We start from the raw sequence: 22,629 nt of genomic DNA, 5'->3' as shown, positions 1-22,629 counted from the left end.
GCTACAGCCGCCCTTCCTCGACGGCATGGCAGGCCACCTGCACGCCATCGTCCACCGGCATCAGCAGCGGCCGCTCTGCGCGGCAGCGCGCGTTGGCGTGCGGACAGCGCGGATGGAAGGCGCAGCCGGTGGGCGGCGCGAGCGGATTCGGCACCTCGCCTTGCACCGGCACGCGGGCGCGCCCGCTCATCGCCATGTCGGGCACCGCGTCGAGCAGCATGCGCGTGTAGGGATGGCGCGGCGCCGAGAAGATGCGTGACTTGGGCGCCAGCTCGACCAGGCGGCCGAGGTACATCACGCCGACCGCGTCGCTCACGTGGCGCACGACCGCAAGGTTGTGCGAGATGAACAGGTAGGTGAGCCCGCGCTCGCGCTGCAGATCGCGCATCAGGTTCAACACCTGCGCCTGTACCGAGACATCGAGCGCCGAGGTCGGCTCGTCGCAGACCAAGAACTCGGGCGCCGTGGCCAGCGCCCTGGCGATCGAGATGCGCTGGCGCTGCCCGCCCGAGAACTGGTGCGGGTACTTGTCGGCGTCGGCCGCGCCAAGGCCCACCTGCGCCAGCAGTTCGACGACACGCGCGTCGCGGGCGGCGGCGTCGGGCACCAGGCCGTGTTCCCGCAGCGGCTCGCCGACAATCTCGCGCACGGTCCAGCGCGGATTCAGGCTCGCATACGGATCCTGGAAGATCATCTGCAGCCGCCGGCGCACCGCGCGCGACTGCGGCGAGGCGTAGCGGGCCAACAGATCGGCGCCATCGAAGCGCACGCTGCCGCGCGACGGCGCGACCAGGCCGGTGAGCAGCCTGGCCACCGTGCTCTTGCCGCAGCCGGACTCGCCGACCAGCGCCAGCGTGGTGCCGCGCGGGATCGCGAAGCTCACACCGTCGACCGCCTGCACGACCGCCCGGCCGCGCCGCTCGATCAGGCGCTCGAGCCAGGGCGCGGAGACGTCGTAGCGCTTGGCGAGGTCGCTGACCTCCACGAGTGCCGTCATGCCGCCGCCTCCTCGATGCGCACGATCGGCGCCAGCCAGCAGGCGGCCCGGGTCGCCCCGACCGACCTTAGCTCGGGCCGATCGCCCTCGGCGCAGCGCGGCTGGGCGTGCGGGCAGCGCGGGTGGAAGCTGCAGCCCGCCGGCCACGCGCCCGGGCGCGGCATCGCGCCGTCGATCTGCGCCAGACGCTCGCCATGGCCGACAGCGTCGAGCCGCGGAATCGCCGCCATCAGCCCGGCCGTGTACGGGTGCGCCGGCGCGTGGATCACCTCGCGCACCGGCCCGATCTCGACCACGCGCCCGGCATACATCACCGCGACGCGGTCGCAGGTTTCGGCGATCACGCCCATGTCATGCGTGATCAGCAGCACCGCGACGCCGCGCTCGCGCGCCAGGCGCTTGAGCAGGCCGATGATCTGCGCCTGGATCGAGACGTCCAGCGCGGTGGTCGGCTCGTCGGCGATCACCAGCTCGGGCTCGGCGGCCAGCGCGAGCGCGATCACCACGCGCTGGCGCATGCCGCCCGAGAACTGGTGCGGATACTGGTCGATGCGCGCCTCGGGCGCCGGGATGCCGGTGTCGCGCAGCAAGCCGATCGCGCGTTCGCGCGCGGCCGCGGCGTCGAGCGGCAAGTGGGTGCGGATCGTCTCGACCAGCTGCTCGCCCACCGTGTACAGCGGGTTCAGCGAGGTCAGCGGGTCCTGGAACACCGCGCCGATGCGCTTGCCGCGGATGCGCCGCAGCGCACGTTCCGACAGGCCGTCGATGCGCTGGCCGTCGAGCGCGATCGAGCCGCTCGCGACGCGCCCCGGCGGCTCGATCAGGCCGATCACGGCCGCCCCGGTCAGCGACTTGCCCGCGCCCGATTCGCCGACCACGCCCAAGATTTCGCCGCGGCCGAGTTCGAACGACACGCCATCGAGCGCGCGCACGCGCCCGCGCCGCGACGCGAACTCGACCACCAGATCGCTGACGGACAGCAGCGGCGAAACGGCAGCCACGCTGCTCACTTGGCCGGCGGCGTGCAGCCGGCGATCGACTCTTCGTAGTCGACCTTGGGCTTGAAGTCGACGTTCAGCGCGTTGTCCTTCACTGCCACGATGTAGTAGCGCGTGCAGGGCTTGACGTCCATGTTGAGCGTGACCTCGTCGACGTTGCGCTTGCCGGCGCCGCCCGGGGGGCCCTGGAGCGTGACGGCGCGCTGGCCGGGATCGACCAGCACCGGCCCGCCGATCGGCGTGCTCTTGCCGTCGACCTTGGAGATGATCACGGGATAGGTATCGATGGGCGCCTTGAAATAGCGTTGACCGCGAAGCTCGGAATAGTGATAGCCGGTCGCGCAGCCCGCCAGCAGCAGGCCCGCGGTAGCGAGGCACAGGGCACGAAGCGGTGTCATGGGGTCTCCACAAAGGGTAGTCGGGAGATTCGTCAGATTAGCGCAGCCGCGGGTTCAGCGCATCGCGCAGCCAGTCGCCGAGCAGGTTCACGCTCAGCGCGATGGCGACCAGCATCGCGCCGGGAAACACGGTGATCCACCATTCGCCGCTGAACAGGAAGTCGTTGCCGATGCGGATCAGCGTGCCCAGCGACGGAGACGTCGGCGGCACGCCGACACCGAGGAACGACAGCGTCGCCTCGGTGATGATGGCCGACGCCACCTGGATGGTGGCCAGCACCAGCACCGGGCCCATCACGTTGGGCAGCACATGCCGGCGCATGATCGCCAGCGGCGCGACGCCGATCACGCGCGCGGCCTGCACGTACTCCTTCTGTCGCTCGACCATCGTCGAGCCGCGCACCGTGCGCGCATAGGGCACCCAGCCGGTCAGCGCGATCGCGAAGATCAGTACCGCGAAGGCCAGCGTCGCGTGCGCGTCGGGAAACAGGGCGCGCCCGACGCCGTCGATCAGCAAGGCGACCAGGATCGAAGGGAACGACAGCATCACGTCGCACACGCGCATCAGGAAGGCATCGAGGCGGCCGCCGACGTAGCCGGCCAGAAGCCCCAGCGACACGCCGACGATCATCGACAGCAGCACCGACGCCACACCGACCAGCAGCGAGATGCGCGCGCCGTAGAACAGCGCCGAGAGGATGTCGCGGCCCTGGTCGTCGGTGCCCAGCAGGTACTTCGCGCTTCCGCCTTCGAGCCATGCCGGCGGCAGGCGCGCATCGGCGAGGTCGAGCGTCGCGAGATCGAACGGCCGGTGCGGCGCCACGACCTCGGCGAACAGCGCACCGCCGATGCACAGCAGCGCGACCAGCGCCGCCGCGATCGCCACCGGCGAGGTCAAGAAGCTGTGCGCGAGGTCGCTGTCCAAGGCGTGCCGCAGCCGGGCACGCCAGCCGGCAGGGCGGGCAAGTGCAGTGGTCATGAGAAGGCTAATGCGCCGCCGCCGCGCGCTCGACGCGCAGGCGCGGGTCGACCACGGCATACAGCAGGTCCACCACGAGGTTAATCAGCACGAAGATCAGTGCGATCAGGCACAGGTAGGCGGCCATCACCGGCACGTCGGCAAAGCTCACCGCCTGGATGAACAGCAGCCCCATGCCGGGCCATTGGAAGACCGTCTCCGTGATGATCGCAAACGCGATCAGCGAGCCGAGCTGCAGACCGGTGACGGTGATCACCGGCACCAGCGTGTTCTTTAGCGCATGCCGGAAATGCACCGCGCGCTGGGAGAGGCCGCGCGCTCGCGCGAAGCGGATGTAGTCGGTGCGCAGCACCTCGAGCATCTCGGCGCGCACCAGACGCTGGATCAGCGCCAGCTGGAAGATCGCCAGCGTCACCGCCGGCAGCACCAGATGGCGCCAGCCGTCGAGCGTAAGCAGGCCGGTCGACCAGGGACCGAGCTGCACCACGTCGCCGCGGCCGAAGCTCGGCAGCCAGCCGAGGCCCACCGAAAACACGAGGATCAGCAAGATGCCGATCAGGAAGGTCGGCAGCGACACGCCCAGCAGCGAGAAGGCCATCAGCGCCTGCGCCAGCGCGGTGCCGCGCTTGAGCGCCGCGATCACGCCCAGCGGCAGGCCCACGGCCAGGGCCAGCAAGGCGGCCACGCCGGCGAGCTCCAGCGTCGCCGGCAGGCGCTCGGCGATCAGCGTCGAGACCCGGCGCCCCTGGCGAAGGCTGAGCCCGAACTCGCCACGCACCGCATTGCCGACGAAGCGCACGAACTGCAGCGCGAACGGCTGGTCCAGCCCGAGGTCGGCGCGCAGCTGCTCGCGCTGCTCGGGCGTCGCGTCCTGGCCCAGCAGATGCGTCACCGGGTCGCCGACGTACTGGAACAGCATGAAAGCGAGGAACGCGACCGTGAGCATCACGATCGCGCCCTGCGCCAGGCGGCGCAGCAGGAAAGCCAGCATTCAGCTCAGTCCACGCGCACGTTGCGCATCTCGATGCGGTTGTCCGCGCGATGCGTCATCTGCACATTCTTCTTCATCGCCCACGGAATGATCTGGTGGTGCAGCGGGATGTCGGACACGTCGTCCTTGGCGATCTGCAGCGCCTTTTGCAGCAGCTGCTTGCGGGTGTCGGCGTCGATCTCCTTCTTGGCGCGCTCGATCAGCGCGTCGGCCTGCGGGTTGCTGTAGCGCCCGACGTTGTAGTTGCCGTCGCCTTGCGCCCCGACCGTGCGAACGAGCGACTGCAGCGAGTACAGCGCGTCGAAGGTCGGCACGCCCCAGCCGAGCATGTAGATGCTGGCCTCGTAGCGCTGGATCATCGGGAAGTAGGTCACCAACGGCAGCGTGCGCAGCTTGGCCTTGACGCCGATGCGCGCCCACATCGCGCTGATCGCCTGGCAGATTTCCTCGTCGTTGATGTAGCGGTTGTTCGGACAGGCGAAGTCGACCTCGAAGCCGCTCGCATACCCCGCTTCCGCCATCTGCTTCTTCGCGGCTTCCACGTCGTAGGGCAGCCGCTTGTCGAGTTCGGCCGACCAGCCGTTGACCTGGGGCGGGATCAGCGTGCCGGCCGGCTGCGCGAGGCCGCGCATGATGTTCTTCTGGATCGCGTTGATGTCGATCGCCTGGTACAGCGCGCGGCGTACGCGCAGGTCCTTGAGCGGGTTCTTGCCCTTGACGTTGGAGCCGGGCAGCTCGTCGCGATAGACGTCCAGGCCGAGGAAGATGGTGCGGTTCTCGACGCCGTCGAGCACCTTGAGCTGCGGGTTCGCGCGCAGGCGCGCGAGATCGTTGGGCGACGGGTCGAGCACCATGTCGACCTCGCCCGACAGCAGCGCCGCGACGCGCGTGGCCTCCGACTTGATCGGCGTGTAGACGATCTCGTCGAGGTTGCCCTTGGCCTGGCCCCACCAGTTCGGGTTCTTCGTGAGCACCAGCTTCACGTCGGGCTCCCAGCTCTTGAGGATGAACGGGCCGGTGCCGTTGGCGTGGCGGTGCGCGTAGTTCTCTTCGGGCGTCTTGATGTCCTTGGGCGAAGTCGACTTGTTCTTCTCGGCCCAGGCCTTGTTCATGATGCGCAGCTCGGTCAGCTGGCGCAGCAGCACGGGGTTCGGGCCCTTGGTGAGGATGTCGACGGTCGAGTCGTCGACCTTCACGACCTTGTCGATGCCCTGCGTATAGACGCCGTAGTTGGAGGTCTTCTCCATCGCGCGCATCAGCGAGAAGACCACGTCGTCGGCAGTGAGTGGCGCACCGTCGTGGAACTTCACGCCCTTGCGCAAGGACACGCGCAGCTGCGTCGGCGTCATCTGCTTCGAGCTGGTGGCCAGCACGGGCTCGAGCTCGAACTTGTCGTTGTAGGTGTAAAGCGCCTCGTAGACGGTGGCGTGGATGCCGTTGCCCAGCGCGTTGTTCTGCGAATGAACGTCCCAGGTGGGCAGGTCGCTGGCACTGGTCCAGCGCAATGTGGCGGCGTGGACGCCGGCGCCCCATGCGATCAGGCCGGCGGCAAGAACGGCGGATGCGCCGTGGCGAAGAATCGACGTCACGCGGACTCCTTGTGGGATGGTGCGGTCAGGGTCAAGGCGCGCATCATGAGCAAGCCTTGAGCCAGCGGGCAGCCGGGAAAGCCCGCTTTTCGCGGACCAATGTTCAGCGCGCGGCCAACGGCGGCGACCCGAGGCAGACGGCGCCATACCAGGCGATCGCCTGGCCGCCGGTATTGTCGGCATCGGTCATCAACGCCACGCCGGTCAGGGCACCGGGCCTCTCGCCGAACGCGCGCTCGAAATCGGCGGCGATGTCGCGCTCGTAGCTGCGCCACTCGTCCAGCCGGCGCGGGCCCGACTCCAGCACGATCTTGCGCACGCGGTCGGTGCGCTCGCTGATCACCACGCTGCCCTCCGGTGCCTGCGAATCCCAGACGTACATCAGCGTCGCGTACGGAGGTCGCTCGCCGGCCACGGCCTGCACGAGGTCGAACACCATGCGGTTGCGCGCCGACAACCGCGATTCATCGCCCTCAAACGAGAGCAGCAGGCGCACGGGTGCATCCTCGACATCACGATCGCGCACATCGGCGCCGGCGATCAGCGCGGGAACCCGCCACGCGAAGCTCACCGTGCCCAGCGCCGTCGGCTCGACGCGCAGCGTGTGGCGCAAGAGGCTCGCCGAGCGGTCGGCACGCGCGCGCAGGCGCTCGGCGCCGCCGTCGGACGTGAGTTCGTACTGCGTCGCGCGCTTGCCGGGCAGGCGCTGCGGCTGCCAATGAGGAATGCATTGCCGCCCGATCGAGGCGACCGAAGTCGGCGCCGACACCGGCGCCTGCGCGCTCGGCGGCCACGAGGCGCAGGCGCCCAGCGCGCCCGCAACGCATACCGCTGCCGCAGCCCTGATCCCCACGGCGGTCCGTCTCCATCTCATGATCGCGCTTCGATTCGCTGCCTTCATGAAAAAGGGCGCCCGAGGGCGCCCTTTCGATCGGATCGAGGGATCGATCAGAAGTTGTGGCCGATGCCGAAGACGTACTCGCTCTTGCGCGAGAAGAATTCGTCGGCGTTGTCGTCACCCTTGCGCTGCGTCGCCGCGGCGTACAGCTGGGTGCGCTTGGACAGCGAGTAGCGCAGCGAAACGCCGTACTTCTGGAAGTCCGCGTCGCCGAGGGCCGTCTCGATCGTCGAGCTGGTGTACTGGCCACGCAGTTCGAACGCGCCGAACGGGATCAGCACGCCGAGGTTGTAGGCCTTCTGGTCGACCGAGTCGCCGCCAAGGGTCCACTGGGCAGTCTGCGTGCCGACGTCCTTCGTCTGCTGGTAGCCGGCAAAGACGGTCGCGACGCCGAAGTTGTAGTTACCGCCAACGGTCACCACATCGTTCCAGCCGTCGTACTGCTCGAACACGGCGCCGACCTTCAGCGGGCCGCTGGCGAACGTGGCGCTCACGCCCTGCAGGCGCTGGTTGGTTGCCGGCGTGCCTTCGCCCGCGGCAACGATCGCGCGGACCTGGAAGCCGCCCCAGACCGGCGAGAGGTACTGGACCGCGTTGTCAACGCGGGTGCCGAGGTTCTGGAACAGGATCGCCGACGGGGCCGGCGACGTGGCGCTCAGCAGCGTTTCGACAACCGACAGTTCCGACTCGCCGGACACATCGGTGAAGCCGAGGTTCAGTTCGCGGGTCAGGGTCTGCTGGCGGCCCAGACGAATGTCGCCGAAGTCCTTCGAGCCCAGAGCCACGTAGGCCTGGCGGTTGAAGAACGGCGTGCTGCCCGCGCCCGTGTCGGTACGGAAGCCCGACTCGAGCACGAAATAGGCCTTGAGGCCGCCGCCGAGGTCTTCGGTGCCACGCAGGCCCCAGCGCGAACCGCCGACGCCGTTGTCGCCGCCGTCGTTCATCTTGATGACCGCGTCACCAGGGGCGCCGCCAGCCACCGAGGCCGAGCTGCCCGGATCCTGGTACGTCACGTTCGCGTCGATACGGCCGTACAGCGTGACCGACGACTGGGCCGACGCGGCACCGGCGGCAGCCAGCACGGCGAGAGCGATCAGAGTCTTTTTCATTCCAACTATCTCCTGGGTTGAACCGGAGCGACCACCGCGAACGGCCCGGACCGGGCCAAGGTGGCGCGACCTCCTTATCGGAAGTTGCCCGGATTGCATCAGACCTCCGCCGGCAAGACCAGAAACCAATCGCCCCATGGGGCCGAATTTGTTGCCCCGCCGCAACTGGGTCCGGGATGGTGTTGACGGTCATCGACGATTCACAAACGCCCCTATGAAATCGAGGTGCATGACGAGCCTGCAGGCGAGGCTGCGGAATCCGCCGCGCGCGCGGCGGCGGCGTCCGCCGACGGCGCTACGATGCGGCGCATGAACCCGCTGCCGCATCCTGACCAGGTCCTGTCAGCCGCCGATCAAGCGCTGCGCACGTTGTTTTCGTCCCACACGGCCGTGCGACCGATGCCCCGACCCGCGGGGACCGGCGACGAGGCCATCCCGGCCGATGCCGAGCAGCGGCGCCTCAGCGCGGCGCTGATGCGCGTCAACCACGTGGGCGAGGTCTGCGCCCAGGCGCTTTACCAGGCGCAGGCGCTGTCCACGCGCGATCCCGCGCTCAAGGCGCACTTCGAGGCCGCCGCGCGCGACGAGACCGACCACCTCGCCTGGACCGAGCAGCGCCTGCGCGAACTCGGCGCGCGCACGAGCTGGCTCAATCCCCTGTGGTATGCCGGCGCCTTTGGCATCGGCCTGGCCGCCGGACGGGTCGGAGACCAGGTCAGCCTCGGTTTCGTCGTCGAGACCGAGCGCCAGGTCGAGCAGCATCTCCACAGCCACCTGTCGCGGCTGCCCGCCGACGATGCCGCGTCACGCGCCATCGTCGAGCAGATGCGTGACGACGAGGCGCGCCACGCGATGGACGCCGAACGCGCAGGTGCCGTGCCGCTGCCACTGCCGGTGCGCTGGCTGATGCGCGGCGCAGCCAAGGTCATGACGACCACGGCCCACCACGTCTGAGTTCACAAGGGCGCTCAGCCGGCTTCGCGCAATTCCAGGCTGGTCGTGATCTCGGCCGTCTTCGCCAGCATGGCCGTGGCCGAACAGTACTTCTCGTGCGAAAGCGAGACGGCCCGCTCGACCGCCGCCTGCTGCAGGCCACGGCCGGTGATGACGAAGTGGAAGTTGATCTTCGTGAACACCTTCGGGTCGCTCGACGCTCGCTCGGCCATCAGCTTGACTTCGCAGCCGCGCACGTCATGGCGGCCGCGCTTGAGGATCAGCACCACGTCATAGGCGGTGCAGGCACCCGTGCCGGCCAGCACGGTCTCCATCGGCCGCGGAGCGAGGTTGCGCCCGCCGCCGTCGGGGGCGCCGTCCATCGAGAGCAGGTGTCCGCTGCCGGTTTCGGCACTGAAGGCCATGCCGGCATCAGGCTGCCAGCGCACGGTGCATTCCATCGAGGCTTCCTACAGAGGCGGCCCGCGCCGCGCGGGCCCATTGTGGATCGGCGATTGTGCAATTCATCGCGCTGCCCTTGCGGTTGCCCGGAGATGGCCCCGAACGACCGTGCGATTCATATTGCGGCGCACCATCCCGTGCGCCTAGAATTGCCTTCATCGATGCCGCGGAAAGGTCTGTCCGTCGCGGCATCCCCGGTTGTCTCCTCCACCTCCTCCATTGGTGGATTCGGCCCGGAGCCGCAAGGCTCCGGGCCTTTTTCTTGCCCATCGCCAGTGCGCCGCGCGCGACTGCTGCGCCGCAGCGTGGCGGATCGCGCACTCACTTATGATCCTTGGCTGCTTACCGGCCACCAAGGAGATCCCCATGAGCCGCCGCGGCCCCGCGACCGACTACCTCCAGCGCATCCTGACCGCTCGGGTGTACGACGTCGCGATTGAATCGCCGCTCGAGGAAGCCACGCAGCTGTCCGCCCGCCTGGGCAACCGCGTCTGGCTCAAGCGCGAGGATCAGCAGCCGGTGTTCAGCTTCAAGCTGCGCGGCGCCTACAACAAGATGGTGCGGCTGTCGCCCGAGCAGCTCGGGCGCGGCGTGATCTGCGCTTCGGCCGGCAATCACGCTCAAGGCGTCGCGCTGTCGGCGCGCCGGCTCGGCTGCCAAGCCACCATCGTGATGCCGGTGACGACGCCGCAGGTCAAGATCGATGCGGTGCGCACGCTCGGCGGCACGGTCGTCCTGCACGGCGACAGCTTCTCCGACGCCTACGGCCACGCGCTCGAACTCGAACGCACGACCGGCGCGACCTTCGTGCATCCGTTCGACGATCCCGACGTCATCGCCGGCCAAGGCACGATCGCGATGGAGATCCTGCGCCAGCTGCAAGGCCCGATCGATGCGGTGTTCGTTGCCATCGGCGGCGGCGGGCTGATCGCCGGCGTGGCGAGCTACATCAAGGCCGTGCGGCCCGAGATCAAGGTGATCGGCGTGCAGACCGCGGACTCGGACGCGATGCTGCAATCGGTCAAGGCGGGCAAACGCGTCACGCTGCACGACGTGGGCCTGTTCTCCGACGGCACCGCGGTCAAGACGGTCGGCGAAGAGACTTTCCGGCTCGCGCGCGAGCTGGTCGACGACTTCGAGGTGGTCGATACCGACGCGGTCTGCGCCGGCATCAAGGATGTGTTCCAGGACACGCGCTCGATCCTCGAGCCGGCCGGCGCGATGGGCGTCGCGGCGATCAAGCAGTACGTCGCGCGCACCGGCTGCCAGGGCCAGACCTTCGTGGCGATCACCTGCGGCGCGAACATGAACTTCGACCGCCTGCGCTTCGTCGCCGAGCGCGCCGAGGTCGGCGAGGAACGCGAGGCGCTGTTCGCGGTGACCATCCCCGAGGAGCGCGGCTCGTTCAAGCGATTCTGCGAGCTCATCGGCCCGCGCAACGTCACCGAGTTCAACTACCGCATCAGCGACGAGAAGATCGCCCATGTGTTCGTCGGCCTGAGCTCGCGCACGCGCGGCGAGTCGGCCGAGATCGCGCAGCGCTTCGTGCAGCACGGCTTCGCGACCGTGGACCTCACGCACGATGAGCTCGCCAAGAGCCATGTGCGCTACATGGTCGGCGGGCGCAGCGAGCTCGCGCGCGACGAGCGCCTGTACCGCTTCTCCTTCCCCGAGCGGCCCGGAGCGCTGATGCGTTTCCTCTCGCGCATGCATCCCGACTGGAACATCAGCCTGTTCCATTACCGCAACCAGGGCGCCGACTACAGCGACATCCTGGTCGGGCTGCAAGTGCCGCCGAACGAGGCCTCAGAGCTGCAGGAATTCCTCAGTTCGCTCGACTATCCCTATGTCGAGGAATCGCTCAACCCGGTGTATCGGCTGTTCCTGCGCTGACGGCTTGCGCCCGCCTGCTCCACAATCGCGCGACCCCATCCTGACGTCCGCGCCGTGCAACGCTCGCTGATCACTCCGACCGCGCATCCCAAGCTCGAAGAGGCGCTGCGGCACAAGCTGCAGCGGCGCAGCGAGACGACCGGCAGCCTCGGTGAGCTCGAGCCGCTGGCGGTGCGGCTGGGCCTGATCCAGAACACGCTCAAGCCCAAGCTGCGCTCGCCGCAGCTGCTGGTCGCCGCCGGCGACCACGGCCTCGCGGTCGACGTCGCGCCCAGCGGCGCAGCCTCGTCGATCCAGGTCATGCACCTGCTCGCCGGCCGGCTGCCGATGGCGGTGTTCTCGTTCATCCAGGGGCTCGGCCTCACGGTCGCCGACGCCGGTCTGGCCGAAACGATGAGCCCGCACCCGAGCCTGTTGCAGCGCAAGATCGCCTTCGGCACGCGCAATGCGCGCATCACGTCGGCGATGACGGTCGACCAGGCGCATGCCGCGATCCGCGCCGGCATGGAGATCGCCGACGGCCTGCACGGCAACGTGCTGGCCTGTGCGGGCATCGGCGTCGGCGCGCACGAAAGCGCGGCGCTCGTGATCTCGCGGCTGTCGACCGTGCCGCTGCGCTCGCTGGTCGAGAACGGCCACGCGCTGCCGCCGGACCAGCTGGCGTCGCTGCTGGTGGTGCTGCAAGGCGCGCAGGGCCGCCACCGCGACATCACCGATCCGGTCGAGGTGCTGGCGGCGTTCGGCGGCTTCGAGACCGCGCTGCTCGTCGGCGCGATGCTGGTCGCGGCCAGCAAGCGGCACCTGATCATCGTCGACGGCCTGCCGGCCTGCGCCGCGCTGCTGGTGGCCTCGAAGATCGCCGCGCCGGTGACCGACTACTGCGTGTTCGCGCGCAGCCACGGCCACCGCGGCCTGGATCATGCGATGTCGATCTTCGGCGCCAGCGCGCTGCTCGAGTTGGGCATGGAGTCGGCCGACGGCACCGGTGCATCGGTCACCTGGCCGCTGATCCATGCCGCGGCCGCGCTGCTTACCGAGGTTGCCGAGGGCGAGGACCCTGGCCCGACCTTGCCGATGACGACCACCACAGACCCCGGCACGCCGAGCGGTCCGCGCTCGCGCCCCTGAGCCGGCCGCGTTTCAGCGCGCTGCCGAAGCCGCCTCGCCACGCCGGCGTGCCGCACCGCCGGAGCCGACGGGCCCGCGCGGCAGGCTGGGCATCACGGCCGTCGGCGGTGGCGCGCCGGGCACCAGGCCCGGGGGCTCGCCGGTCGGCGGCGCCTGCACCGCGGCCGGCGACGGTGGTGCCGGCGGTGGTGCGCCCGGTGGTGTCGCCGGCGGCAGCGTGCCGGTGGCCGCCGGTGTCGGCGGCGGAAGGCTCAGCTCGACAGCCGGCGCCGCACCCTGAGCGCCGATCGACGCGGTGCGCGCCGCAACCGACTGCAGCAGCCAGTCGCCGTCGACGCTCGCGCCCACGCGCACGGCCCGCGGCGGTTTGCCGTCCACCGCGATCAGCGCGACGCCGCCCTCGCCGCCCGCACGGGGCGCGACGACACCCAGCAGCTTGAAGCGACTGGCCAGCGCCGGCTCGGCCACCGGCGCGTTGCGCACCTCGTTGACGAACAGGCGCGCGACGTCGCCACGCACCGCGGCGGTGCCGGACACCGGCAAGGCGTCCGGCGGCAGGCCCGGCGCCGAGACCGTGGTCCGCAGCACCCAATAGACCGCCGACGCCGCCACCGCGGCCCAGCCGAAGAACGCGGCGCTGCGCGCCAGCCAAGGAGCAGACATGGGCGCCGATTATGATGGACCGTCTCTTCGCAACAAGGCTTCGAGCGAGCCCCATGCCCATGACTGCGTCGACCCCGACTTCCCTTCAGCGCTCCCCGGCCGACCGCATCGTGCGACGCTGCGCGCGCATGGTCGGCTTCACGCTGATCGAGCTGATGGTGGTGCTGGTCATCATCGGCGTTCTCGCCGCGCTGATCGTGCCCAACGTGCTGGATCGCGCGGACGACGCCCGCGTCACGGCCGCGCGCACCGACGTCGCCAACCTGATGCAGGCGCTCAAGCTCTACAAGCTCGACAACCAGCGCTTCCCGAGCGCCGAGCAGGGACTGCAGTCGCTGGTCGCCAAGCCCACCGCGAGCCCGATTCCGCCGAACTGGAAGCCCTATGTCGAGAAGCTTCCCAACGATCCCTGGGGCCGCCCGTACCAGTACGCCAATCCGGGCGTGAGGGGCGAGGTCGACGTGTTCAGCTTCGGCGCCGACGGCCAGGCCGGCGGCGAAGGCAAGGACGCCGACATCGGCTCCTGGCAGTAACGTCGCCGGGCCATCGCGCAAGGAGCACCGATGCGCCGCGCGACACGCGGCTTCACGCTGATCGAGTTGCTGATCGTCATCGCGCTGGTCGCGATCGCATCCGCGGTGGCCTCGCTCGCGCTGCGCGATCCCGATGCGTCGCAGCTCGAGCGCGAGGCGGCGCGCCTCGCGGCGCTGCTCGAATCAGCGCGTGCCGAGTCGCGCGTGCTCGGTGTGCCGGTGCTGTGGGTCCCGCGCGGCGCGGCCGACATCGGCGGCGCGGGCTTTCGCTTCGTCGGCCTGCCGGCGACGCTGCGCATGCCCGAACGCTGGCTGGGCGACGAAGCACCGGCGGTCGAGATCGCCTCGGTCGACGGCCCGGCCCGGCTCGTGCGGCTGGGTCCCGAGCCGATCATCGGCGCCCAGCGCATTGCGTTGCTGCTCGGCGACCGCCGGATCGTGCTCGCCACCGACGGGCTGGGGCCTTTTGCCCTGGCCGCGGAAGCCGACGATGCGCAGCGCTAGTGCCCTGTCCGCCCGCGGCCTGACGCTGATCGAGGTGCTGGTCGCGCTGGCCATCGTCGCGATCACGCTCGCGGCTGGCCTCAAGGCCTCCGGTGCACTGGCCGGCAATGCGCAACGCCTGGCCGACATCACCGCCGCGCAGTGGTGCGCCGACAACCAGCTCACCGCGCTCAAGCTCGCGCGCCAGTTCCCCGGCAGCGGCGACAGCGACTTCACCTGCGATGCGCTCGGGATCCGTTATGCCGGGCGCCTGGTCGTGCGGCCGACGCCGAACCCGAACTTCCGCCGCGTCGACGCGCAGATCATGGGCAGCGAAGGCACGCCGATGCTCACGATCTCCACGGTCTTGCCGCGGTACTGATGAAGCGCCTGCGCTGCCGTCTGCCGCGCCCGGCCGGCTTCACGCTGGTCGAAGTGCTGGTCGCGCTGTTCATCCTTGCGATCGTCGCGGGCCTGAGCTGGCGCGGCATCGACGGCATGCTGCGCACGCGCGACGCCAGCCAGCAGCGGCTGGAGCTGCAGATGCGGCTGCAGTCGGTGATCGGCCAGTGGGAGGCCGACCTCGCCGCGCTGCAGGACACCGATGTCGTGCCGGCACTTCAGTTCGACGGCGCCTCGCTGCGCCTCACGCGCGCGACCGAAGGCGGCGTGCAGCTCGTCGTGTGGGCCCTGCGCGGCGGGCACTGGATGCGCTGGAGCGCGCCGGCCGTCACGCACCAGGGCGAACTGCTCGAGCTGTGGCTGCGCAGCCAGCAGCTGCTCGGCAACGAGCGCGCGCAGCTCGACGCGCTCGGCGGCGTCGAGAGCTGGCAGCTCTACTACTGGCGCGGCAACGCCTGGAGCAATGCGCAGTCGACCGGCGACGTCGCGCAAAGCGGCGAACAAACCGCGGTGGGCGCCGCGCGCCAGGAGCTGCCGGGCGGCGTGCGCCTGGTGCTCGCATTCACCGCCGACAGCGGCTTCATCGGCAGCCTCACGCGCGACGTGATCGTGCCGGGGCAAGGCGGTCCGACGCGATGAACGCGCTCGGACATCGCCACGGCCGTCAGCGCGGCGCCGCGCTGCTGACCGCAATGGTCATCGTCACGCTGGTCGCGACGCTGGCCAGCGCCATCATCTGGCAGCAGTGGCGCGCGATCCAGGTCGAGGCCGCCGAGCGCGCGCGGGTCCAGGCGCGCTGGGTGCTGATCGGCGCGATCGACTGGGCGCGCCTGATCCTGCGCGAGGACGCGCGCACCGGCGGGCCCGACCACCTGGCCGAGCCGTGGGCGGTGCCGCTGGCCGAGGCGCGGCTGTCGACCTTCCTGGCCGCCGACCGCGACAACACAGCCGAGGACGACGGCCCTGACGCCTATCTCTCCGGCGCCATCGCCGATGCGCAGTCGCGCTACAACCTGCGCAACCTGAGCTTCGGCGACGACGCCGCGGCCGAGGTCGAGCAGCGCATCCTGGCGCGGCTGCTCGACACCATCGGCGCCAATCCCGCGCTGGCAGCCACGGTCGCCGCCGAACTGCGTCGCGCGCTGCCCAGCGGCGCGGCCGCGGCCGCGGCCAGCGCAGCCGGCGACGGCAACGTCATCGTGACGGCCGATCCGCAGGCGGCGATCGCGCCGGCTCGACTCGAGCAGCTGACCTGGTGCGGCCTCGACGCCGAGACGCTGCGCCGCCTCGCGCCCTACGTGGTGTGGCTGCCGACCAAGACCACCGTCAATCTCAACACCGCCTCGCGCGAAGTGATCGCGGCCACCATCGAAGGCATCGACCTCGCCAGCGCCGACCGGCTGGTGCAGGCGCGCCAGCGCACGCCGTTTCGCAGCCTGCAGGACGCGCGCTCGCTGCTGCCCGCGCAGACCGAACTCGACGCGGCCCGCGTGGGCGTCTCATCGGCGTATTTCGAGGTCAGCGGGAGGCTGCGGCTGGACGAGCGTGTTGTCGAGCAGCATGCCTGGCTGGTGCGCCGCGGGCTCGACGTGCAGGTGTTTGCCATGGAACAGCGCAACGCAGTCACGCCTTGACGTCTCAGGGGCGGCACCCACCGTGGCCCCCTCACATCGGCAGTGCGCGGCAAGTGCTTGATTTGACTGGCGCAGCAATACTCGACCCCTACAATCGTTCGGCTCTATCGCCACCATGTCCACGCTCGTCATCACGCTCGCACCGCACCCTCGGCTCGGCCCCGCGCCGGGCGAGTCGGCGTCGTCGAGCGTGGCGTGGGCACTGACCGACGACGGCCTCGTCGTCACGCGCGAGGGCCGCAGTCCCGTTGCCGAGCTGCCGCGCGCCGATCGCGTCGTCGCGGTGCTGCATCCCATGGATGTGAGCTGGCACAGCGTTCGCGTGCCAAAGGCCTCGCCGGCACGCATGCCGGCGGCGCTGGCCGGCCTGCTCGAGGATGCGCTGCTCGACGACCTCGCGGCGACGCATTTGTCGCTGGCACCGGGCGCCCGCGCGGGCGAGCCGGGCTGGGTCGCGGCGACCGACCGCGCCGCGCTGACCGCGGCGCTCTCGCAACTCGAACGCGCCGGCCGCCCGGTCGAGCGTGTCGTGCCCTCGCTGTGGCCCGATGCGCCGCCGCTGGTCTTCGTGCACGACGCGGCCGCCGACGGGGGTGTCGCGCGGCTCACCGTGAGTCACGCGCATCCGGGCGGCGTTGCGCACTGGCCGCTGAGCGCCTCGTCGCGCTCGGTGCTGCCGCAAGAGCTGCCGTCCGACTGGCTGCTGACCGCCACGCCGGCGGCCGCGGCACCGGCCGACCGCTGGCTCGGCCGGCCGGTGCAGGTGGTCACCGCGGCCGAGTTCGCGCTGCGCGCCGCACGCTCGCTGTGGAACCTGCGCCAGTTCGACCTCGCCGCACGACACCGCGGCGTCGCGGCGCTGCGCGAGGGCCTGATGACCTTCTGGCGCCATCCGGCTTGGCGGCCGCTGCGCGTCGGACTGGCCGCGCTGCTTGTCGTGCAGCTCGTGGGTCTCAATGCCGAGGCCTGGCGACAGCGCAATGCGGTCGCGCAGCGCAAGACCGAGATGGTCGCTCTGCTGCAGTCGGCCCATCCGCAGGTGCGCGCGGTGCTCGATGCGCCGGCGCAGATGCAGCGCGAGACCGACGCGCTGCGTGCCGCCGCGGGCCGCGCCGGCGAGGCCGACCTCGAGGCGCTGCTGCAGGCCGCCGCGAGCGCCTGGCCGGCGCAGCAGCCGGTGCAAACGCTCAACTACGAACCGGGCCGCCTCACGCTGGCGACGCCCGGCTGGGACGACGCCCAGCTCGCACGCCTGCGAGACGCGCTCGCGCCCGGCGGCTGGCGCGTCGAGCCCGGCGAAGGCCGCGTCACGCTCAGCCGCGCCATCACCGGCAGCGGGACACCGCGCACATGAACGCCTCCGCCGACTCGGTCGCCACCGCCCTCGCGCCGCTGCGCAGCCGCTGGCAAGCGTTGGCGCCGCGCGAGCGCCTCGTGCTCGGTGTGGCGGCGGCACTGCTCGGTCTGTTGCTGGTCTGGCTGATCTTCGTGCGCCCGGCGGTCGCCACGCTGCGCAGCGCGCCGGCGCAGCTCGATGCACTGGACGCGCAACTGCAGCACATGCAGCGCCTCGCCGCCGAGGTGCGCGAGCTGCGCACCCTGCCGCCGGTCAACGCGACGCAGGCGGAGGCGGCGCTGCGCGCGACGACCGAACGCCTCGGCGCGGCCGCGCGGCTCACGCTGCAAGGCGACCGCGCCACCGTGTCCTTCAACGGCGTTGCCGGCGAAGCGCTGGCGGGCTGGCTCGGCGAGGTGCGCAGCGCCGCGCGCGCGCGGCCGATCGAGGCCAGCCTCACGCGCAGCCCGGGCGGCAGCTACAGCGGCACGCTGGTGCTCGCGCTCGGCGCGCCGCGCTCCTGATCGGCAAGCCATGGCACGCTGGACCGAACGCCTCTCACGCTTCCACCGCCGCGGTGCGGGCGCAGGCGCCACCGCATTCGGCGAGTCGCGCTTCGAAGACCAGCGTTGGCGGCGCGCCGAGGGTGCCGCGCGCCGCTTTGCGCTGTGGGGTGGCTTGCTGGGGGTCGTCGTCGCGCTGATCGTCTGGGCGCCGGCGGCCTGGCTGGCCGGCTGGGTGGCCGACGCCACCGGCGGGCGCGTGCTGCTGGCCGAGGCGCGCGGCACGATCTGGAACGGCAGCGCCGTCGCCGTGCTCGCCGGCGGCAGCGGCAGTCGCGAGGCGCGCGCGCTGCCGGGCCGGCTGCGCTGGACGCTGCGCCCGGCCGGTGCCGGCTTCTCGCTGATGCTCGAACATGCCTGCTGCCTCAACGGCCGCACGGAGCTGCGCCTGTCGCCCGGCTTCGGCAGCATGACCACGCGGCTCGTCGCCGCGCCGGTGCAGCCGGACAGCGGTGGCCAATGGATCGGCCAGTGGCCGGCGCAGTGGCTGGCCGGGCTGGGCACGCCGTTCAACACCTTGCAGCTCGGCGGCGCGCTGCGCCTGACCACGCCGCCCTCGGGGCTGACGCTGCGCCAGGTGCAGGGGCGCTGGCTCGTCGAAGGCGGCGCCTCGCTGGAGCTGATCGACGTCTCTTCGCGCCTGAGTTCGCTCGAGCGCCTGGGCAGCTATCGTCTCGACCTGGCCGGCGACCCGGCCAGCGGCGGCGCCCGGCTCGATCTCGCCACGCTCGACGGCGCGCTGCAGCTGTCGGGCAATGGCCAGCTGGGTGCCAACGGCCTGCGTTTTCGCGGTGAAGCCCGGGCGGACGGCGATCCGGCCGCGCTGTCCAATCTGCTGAACATCATCGGGCGGCGCGACGGCGCGCGCTCCGTCATCTCGATCGGATGAGCATGCGAGCCTCTTCCCACCTTCTGCGCCGCCAGGCGCGCCGCGCCTGCGCCCTGGCCACCGCCTGCGCGCTCGCGCTCGGCAGCCCCGCGGCCGCGCTGGCCCAGCCCGGCACGGCCAAGAGTCGCGCGCCGGTCACGCTGAACTTCGTCAACGCCGAGATCGAAGGCGTCGCACGTGCGATGGCCGCGATCCTCGACCGGCAGATGCTGGTCGACCCGCGCGTCAAGGGCCAGATCACGCTCTACAGCGAGCAGCCGATGACGCCCAACGAGGCCTACCTGAGCTTCCTCGCCGCCCTGCGCGGCCAGGGCTTCGCGGTGGTCGAAGTCGGCGGGCTGCTGAAGGTCGTGCCTGAGGCGGACGCCAAGCTTCAGACCGGCACCGTCTCGGTCGGCGCGCCCACGCGCAGCGGCGATCAGATCCTCACGCAGATCTTCCGGCTGCAGCACGAGAACGCCAACAACCTGGTGACGGTGCTGCGCCCGCTGATCAGCCCCAACAACACGATCAACGCGAACCCGAACAACAACACGCTGGTCATCACCGACTACGCCGACAACCTCCAGCGCCTGGGCAAGATCATCGCGGCGATGGACACCTCGGGCGCGACCGATGTCGACGTGATCCCGCTGCAGCATGCGGTCGCCGCCGACCTCGCGGCCACCGTGCAGCGCCTGGCCGAAGGCGGTGCCGCAGGCGTCGCGGTGCCGGGCGCGCCGCCGACGTCAAGTGCCTCCGTCTCCGTCGTGCCCGACTCGCGCACCAACTCGCTGCTGGTGCGCGCGCCCACGCCTGCCAAGCTGGCCAACGTGCGCGCGCTGGTCGAGAAGCTCGACCGCCCCGGCATCGGCGGCGCGGGCGGCAGCAACATCTACGTCGTCTACCTGAAGAACGCCGACGCCGTGCGGCTCGCCCAGGTGCTGCGCGCGGCCTTCGCGAGCGGCCAGCTCGGCGGCGGCACGGGCGCCGGCGGCACGGGCGCGCTCACCGGCACCGGCGGCGCAACCTCGCCGCTCACCTCGACCAACCTGCCGGGTGGCCTCGGCGGCGCGGGTGCGTCGTCCTCGAGCATGAGCCCGCAGGCAGCCGCGCCGGTCGCGCAGACCGCGCAGCCCTCGACCGGCGGATTCATCCAGGCCGACCCGGCCACCAACGCGCTGATCATCACCGCGCCCGAGCCGATGTACCGCCAGCTGCGCGCCGTGATCGACCAGCTCGACTCGCGCCGAGCGCAGGTCTACGTCGAGACCATGATCATCGAGGTCAATGCGACCAAGGCGGCCGACGTCGGCTTCCAGTGGCAGGGCCTGATCGGCAAGCAGGGCGACAGCGTCGGCCTGATCGGCGGCACCAACTTCGGCAGCGGCGGCAACAACCTGCTCAACCTGTCGATCGCCGCGGCAACCGGCGACACCACGCAGCTGCCGTCGTCGGGCCTGAACCTGGGCATCATCAAGCGCTACGGAAGCACCTACACGCTCGGCGCGCTGGCGCGCTTCCTCGAGCAGAACGCCGACGGCAACATCCTCTCGACGCCCAACCTCGTGACGCTCGACAACGAGGAAGCCAAGATCGTCGTCGGCCAGAACGTGCCTTTCGTGACCGGCTCGTTCACGAACACCGGCACCGGCCAGGGCGCGACCAACCCGTTCCAGACCATCGAGCGCAAGGACGTCGGCATCACGCTCAAGGTGCGGCCGCAGATCGGCGAGAACGGCACCGTGCGCATGACGATCTACCAGGAGGCCTCGAGCGTCGTGAACCAGAACGTCTCCAAGGGCGTGGCCGACGCGACCGCGGGCCTGGTCACCAACAAGCGCTCGATCGAGTCGGCGGTCGTGGTCGAGAACGGCGACATCCTCGTGCTCGGCGGCCTGATGCAGGACCAGTTCCAGGACAACCGCGACCAGGTGCCGGGCCTGGGCAACATCCCGGTGCTCGGCCACCTGTTCCGCAGCGAGAACCGCACGCGCACCAAGAGCAACCTGATGATTTTCATCCGCCCGGTCGTGATGCGCGGCGCCGAGCAGGCCAACCAGCTCTCGCTCGACCGCTACGAGCTGATCCGTGCGCTCCAGAAGGATTCGCAACCCGAGCCGCGCGCGCTGCTGCCGGTCGACGCCGGCGTGGTGCCGCCTTTGCGCCCAGAAGGCTCGCGGCCCAGTGAAGTGATGCCGCCGGTACCGGCCGATGCGCCGGCGTCGGCGCCGGCAGCGCCCGGTTCGGCGCCGGCGACCAACTGAGCTCGGGGCCGCCATGGCGACGCGCCATCCGCTGCCCTACGCCTTCGCCAAGGCGCACACGCTGCTGGTCGAAGACAGCGGCGAGCAGATCGTGCTGCGCGCGCATGCGCAGGCCGAGCCCGCAGCCCTCGGCGAGGTGATGCGCCGCTACGCGGTCGACGCGCTCGAGCTCGAGAACGCCGATGCGCTGTCGCAGCGCATCGCGCGCGTCTATGCCGGCGGCGAATCGAGCGCCGCGGCGGTGGTCGGCGAAGTGGAAAGCGCGGTCGACCTGTCGCGCCTGATGCAGGACCTGCCGGCGGTCGAAGACCTGCTCGAGGCCGCCAACGACGCACCGATCATCCGCATGCTCAACGCGCTGTTGACGCAGGCGGCCAAGGACGGCGCGAGCGACATCCACATCGAACCCTACGAGCGCAGCTCGTCGGTGCGATTTCGCGTCGACGGCACACTGCGCGAAGTGGTGCAGCCCAACAAGGCGCTGCACGCCGCGCTGATCTCGCGCCTGAAGATCATGGCCGAGCTCGACATCGCCGAGAAGCGCCTGCCGCAGGACGGCCGCATCTCGCTGCGCATCGGTGGGCGCGCGATCGACGTGCGCGTCTCCACGCTGCCCAACGCGCACGGCGAACGCGCAGTGCTGCGCCTGCTGGACAAGGGCGACAGCTCGCGCTTCACGCTGGAGTCGCTGGGCATGAGTGGCGAGACGCTGCGGCGCTTTCGCGACCTGATCGCGCAGCCGCATGGCATCGTGCTGGTCACCGGCCCCACGGGCTCGGGCAAGACAACCACGCTGTACGCCGGCCTGAGCCAGGTCGACACCGGCACGACCAACGTGCTCACGGTGGAAGACCCGATCGAATACGAGCTGCCCGGCATCGGCCAGACGCAGGTCAACGCGCGCATCGAGCTGACCTTCGCCAAGGCGCTGCGCGCCATCCTGCGCCAGGATCCCGACGTCATCATGATCGGGGAGATCCGCGACTACGAGACCGCGCAGATCGCGATCCAGGCCTCGCTGACCGGCCACCTGGTGCTGGCCACGCTGCACACCAACGACGCGCCCAGCGCCGTCACCCGCCTGACCGACATGGGCGTCGAGCCTTTCCTGCTCAGCAGCTCGCTGCTGGGCGTGCTGGCGCAGCGACTCGTCCGCAAGCTGTGCCCGGTGTGCCGCCGCCAGGACGAGCGCGGCCACTGGCACCCGGTCGGCTGCCCCGAGTGCGGCATGACCGGCTACAAGGGCCGCACCGGCGTCTACGAGCTGATGGTCGCCGACGACCGCATTCAGGGCCTGATCCATGCGCGCGCGGCCGAGAGCCAGGTCTTCGTCGCCGCCGAGCAGGCCGGCATGAAGACGATGCGCGAAGACGGCCAACGCCTGGTCGAAGCCGGCATCACCTCGCTCGAAGAACTCTTGCGAGTGACCCGCGAGTGAACATGTGCCCCCACGCTTGCGGCTTCGCCACGGCGCTGTCCCCCAAGGGGGTTGGCCGGCCTTGGGG

23 protein-coding genes are annotated in these 22,629 nt (G+C 70.7%); 13 read left to right on the top strand and 10 right to left on the bottom strand.

All coding sequences use genetic code 11. The features are described from left to right. Position 1: 1 nt before the first annotated feature. The 8 genes from ACO2TI_RS06715 to ACO2TI_RS06680 form a co-directional block, all read right to left on the bottom strand. The gene (locus tag ACO2TI_RS06715) at positions 2-997 is read right to left on the bottom strand and encodes an ABC transporter ATP-binding protein (protein ID WP_423282943.1); all 996 of its coding nucleotides are present in this window, start codon (positions 995-997) and stop codon (positions 2-4) included. After that, on the bottom strand, positions 994-1,998 hold the full coding sequence (locus tag ACO2TI_RS06710) for an ABC transporter ATP-binding protein (RefSeq protein WP_423282942.1): 1,005 nt from the start codon (positions 1,996-1,998) through the stop codon (positions 994-996). The genes ACO2TI_RS06715 and ACO2TI_RS06710 overlap by 4 nt, the downstream gene beginning before the upstream one ends. A 5-nt stretch (positions 1,999-2,003) precedes the next feature. Next, entirely contained in the window at positions 2,004-2,393 is a 390-nt protein-coding gene (locus ACO2TI_RS06705; protein WP_423282941.1) for a hypothetical protein, read from the bottom strand. A gap of 37 nt (positions 2,394-2,430) precedes the next feature. After that, positions 2,431-3,372, bottom strand: coding sequence for an ABC transporter permease (locus ACO2TI_RS06700; protein WP_423282940.1), 942 nt, complete (start codon positions 3,370-3,372; stop codon positions 2,431-2,433). Between the two features lie 7 nt (positions 3,373-3,379). Next, on the bottom strand, positions 3,380-4,363 hold the full coding sequence (locus tag ACO2TI_RS06695; protein WP_423282939.1) for an ABC transporter permease: 984 nt from the start codon (positions 4,361-4,363) through the stop codon (positions 3,380-3,382). Between the two features lie 5 nt (positions 4,364-4,368). Then, positions 4,369-5,901 carry an ABC transporter substrate-binding protein gene (locus ACO2TI_RS06690; protein ID WP_423283330.1) on the bottom strand — a complete coding sequence of 511 codons (1,533 nt, stop codon included), beginning with the start codon at positions 5,899-5,901 and terminating at the stop codon, positions 4,369-4,371. A gap of 154 nt (positions 5,902-6,055) precedes the next feature. Then, complete coding sequence (locus ACO2TI_RS06685; protein WP_423282938.1) at positions 6,056-6,805, bottom strand: DUF3047 domain-containing protein; 750 nt, start codon at positions 6,803-6,805, stop codon at positions 6,056-6,058. A gap of 95 nt (positions 6,806-6,900) precedes the next feature. Continuing rightward, entirely contained in the window at positions 6,901-7,959 is a 1,059-nt protein-coding gene (locus ACO2TI_RS06680; protein ID WP_423282936.1) for a porin, read from the bottom strand. 309 nt (positions 7,960-8,268) lie between these two features. On the opposite strand from ACO2TI_RS06680, the gene coq7 reads away from it, so the two are divergent. Then, positions 8,269-8,913 carry a 2-polyprenyl-3-methyl-6-methoxy-1,4-benzoquinone monooxygenase gene (gene coq7 / locus ACO2TI_RS06675; RefSeq protein WP_423282934.1) on the top strand — a complete coding sequence of 215 codons (645 nt, stop codon included), beginning with the start codon at positions 8,269-8,271 and terminating at the stop codon, positions 8,911-8,913. A gap of 14 nt (positions 8,914-8,927) precedes the next feature. On the opposite strand, the gene ACO2TI_RS06670 is transcribed toward coq7, so the two are convergent. Continuing rightward, positions 8,928-9,353 (bottom strand): OsmC family protein, encoded by a 426-nt coding sequence (locus tag ACO2TI_RS06670; RefSeq protein WP_423282933.1) that lies wholly within the window; start codon positions 9,351-9,353, stop codon positions 8,928-8,930. Between the two features lie 367 nt (positions 9,354-9,720). Here ACO2TI_RS06670 and ilvA point away from each other — a divergent pair, with 367 nt between their 5' ends. After that, positions 9,721-11,247: a threonine ammonia-lyase, biosynthetic gene (gene ilvA / locus ACO2TI_RS06665; protein WP_423282932.1), complete on the top strand. Its 1,527-nt coding sequence runs from the start codon at positions 9,721-9,723 to the stop codon at positions 11,245-11,247. A gap of 54 nt (positions 11,248-11,301) precedes the next feature. Next, positions 11,302-12,375, top strand: coding sequence for a nicotinate-nucleotide--dimethylbenzimidazole phosphoribosyltransferase (locus ACO2TI_RS06660; protein WP_423282930.1), 1,074 nt, complete (start codon positions 11,302-11,304; stop codon positions 12,373-12,375). Positions 12,376-12,387: 12 nt separating this feature from the next. On the opposite strand, the gene ACO2TI_RS06655 is transcribed toward ACO2TI_RS06660, so the two are convergent. Beyond that, entirely contained in the window at positions 12,388-13,038 is a 651-nt protein-coding gene (locus ACO2TI_RS06655; protein ID WP_423282928.1) for a hypothetical protein, read from the bottom strand. A gap of 128 nt (positions 13,039-13,166) precedes the next feature. Between ACO2TI_RS06655 and gspG the strand changes: the two genes are divergently transcribed. The 10 genes from gspG to gspE all read left to right on the top strand — a co-directional run bounded on the left by gspG (position 13,167) and on the right by gspE (position 22,562). Next, on the top strand, positions 13,167-13,571 hold the full coding sequence (gspG, locus tag ACO2TI_RS06650) for a type II secretion system major pseudopilin GspG (protein ID WP_423283328.1): 405 nt from the start codon (positions 13,167-13,169) through the stop codon (positions 13,569-13,571). Between the two features lie 30 nt (positions 13,572-13,601). Further along, entirely contained in the window at positions 13,602-14,075 is a 474-nt protein-coding gene (locus tag ACO2TI_RS06645) for a prepilin-type N-terminal cleavage/methylation domain-containing protein (protein ID WP_423282926.1), read from the top strand. Next, positions 14,062-14,436, top strand: a complete 375-nt coding sequence (gspI, locus tag ACO2TI_RS06640) for a type II secretion system minor pseudopilin GspI (RefSeq protein ID WP_423282924.1) — start codon at positions 14,062-14,064, stop codon at positions 14,434-14,436. The genes ACO2TI_RS06645 and gspI overlap by 14 nt, the downstream gene beginning before the upstream one ends. Continuing rightward, positions 14,436-15,095 carry a PulJ/GspJ family protein gene (locus ACO2TI_RS06635; protein WP_423282922.1) on the top strand — a complete coding sequence of 220 codons (660 nt, stop codon included), beginning with the start codon at positions 14,436-14,438 and terminating at the stop codon, positions 15,093-15,095. The genes gspI and ACO2TI_RS06635 overlap by 1 nt, the downstream gene beginning before the upstream one ends. Then, entirely contained in the window at positions 15,092-16,090 is a 999-nt protein-coding gene (gspK, locus tag ACO2TI_RS06630; protein WP_423282920.1) for a type II secretion system minor pseudopilin GspK, read from the top strand. The genes ACO2TI_RS06635 and gspK overlap by 4 nt, the downstream gene beginning before the upstream one ends. 115 nt (positions 16,091-16,205) lie before the next feature. Beyond that, positions 16,206-17,444, top strand: a complete 1,239-nt coding sequence (gene gspL / locus ACO2TI_RS06625; RefSeq protein WP_423282919.1) for a type II secretion system protein GspL — start codon at positions 16,206-16,208, stop codon at positions 17,442-17,444. Then, positions 17,441-17,950, top strand: coding sequence for a type II secretion system protein GspM (gspM, locus tag ACO2TI_RS06620; protein WP_423282917.1), 510 nt, complete (start codon positions 17,441-17,443; stop codon positions 17,948-17,950). Before gspL ends, gspM begins: the two co-directional genes overlap by 4 nt. A gap of 10 nt (positions 17,951-17,960) precedes the next feature. Further along, positions 17,961-18,878, top strand: a complete 918-nt coding sequence (gspN, locus tag ACO2TI_RS06615; protein ID WP_423282915.1) for a type II secretion system protein N — start codon at positions 17,961-17,963, stop codon at positions 18,876-18,878. After that, positions 18,875-21,124, top strand: a complete 2,250-nt coding sequence (gene gspD, locus ACO2TI_RS06610; protein ID WP_423282913.1) for a type II secretion system secretin GspD — start codon at positions 18,875-18,877, stop codon at positions 21,122-21,124. Before gspN ends, gspD begins: the two co-directional genes overlap by 4 nt. 13 nt (positions 21,125-21,137) lie before the next feature. Further along, a complete protein-coding gene (gene gspE, locus ACO2TI_RS06605; RefSeq protein ID WP_423282912.1) occupies positions 21,138-22,562 on the top strand; it encodes a type II secretion system ATPase GspE in 1,425 nt (474 codons plus the stop codon). Positions 22,563-22,629 lie beyond the last annotated feature (67 nt).

It is taken from the genome of Caldimonas sp. KR1-144, assembly GCF_049446155.1.
Lineage (GTDB): Bacteria > Pseudomonadota > Gammaproteobacteria > Burkholderiales > Burkholderiaceae_C > Rivibacter.
Note: the sequence above shows the minus strand (reverse complement) of the source record. Positions and strands in the feature narration are given on the sequence as shown.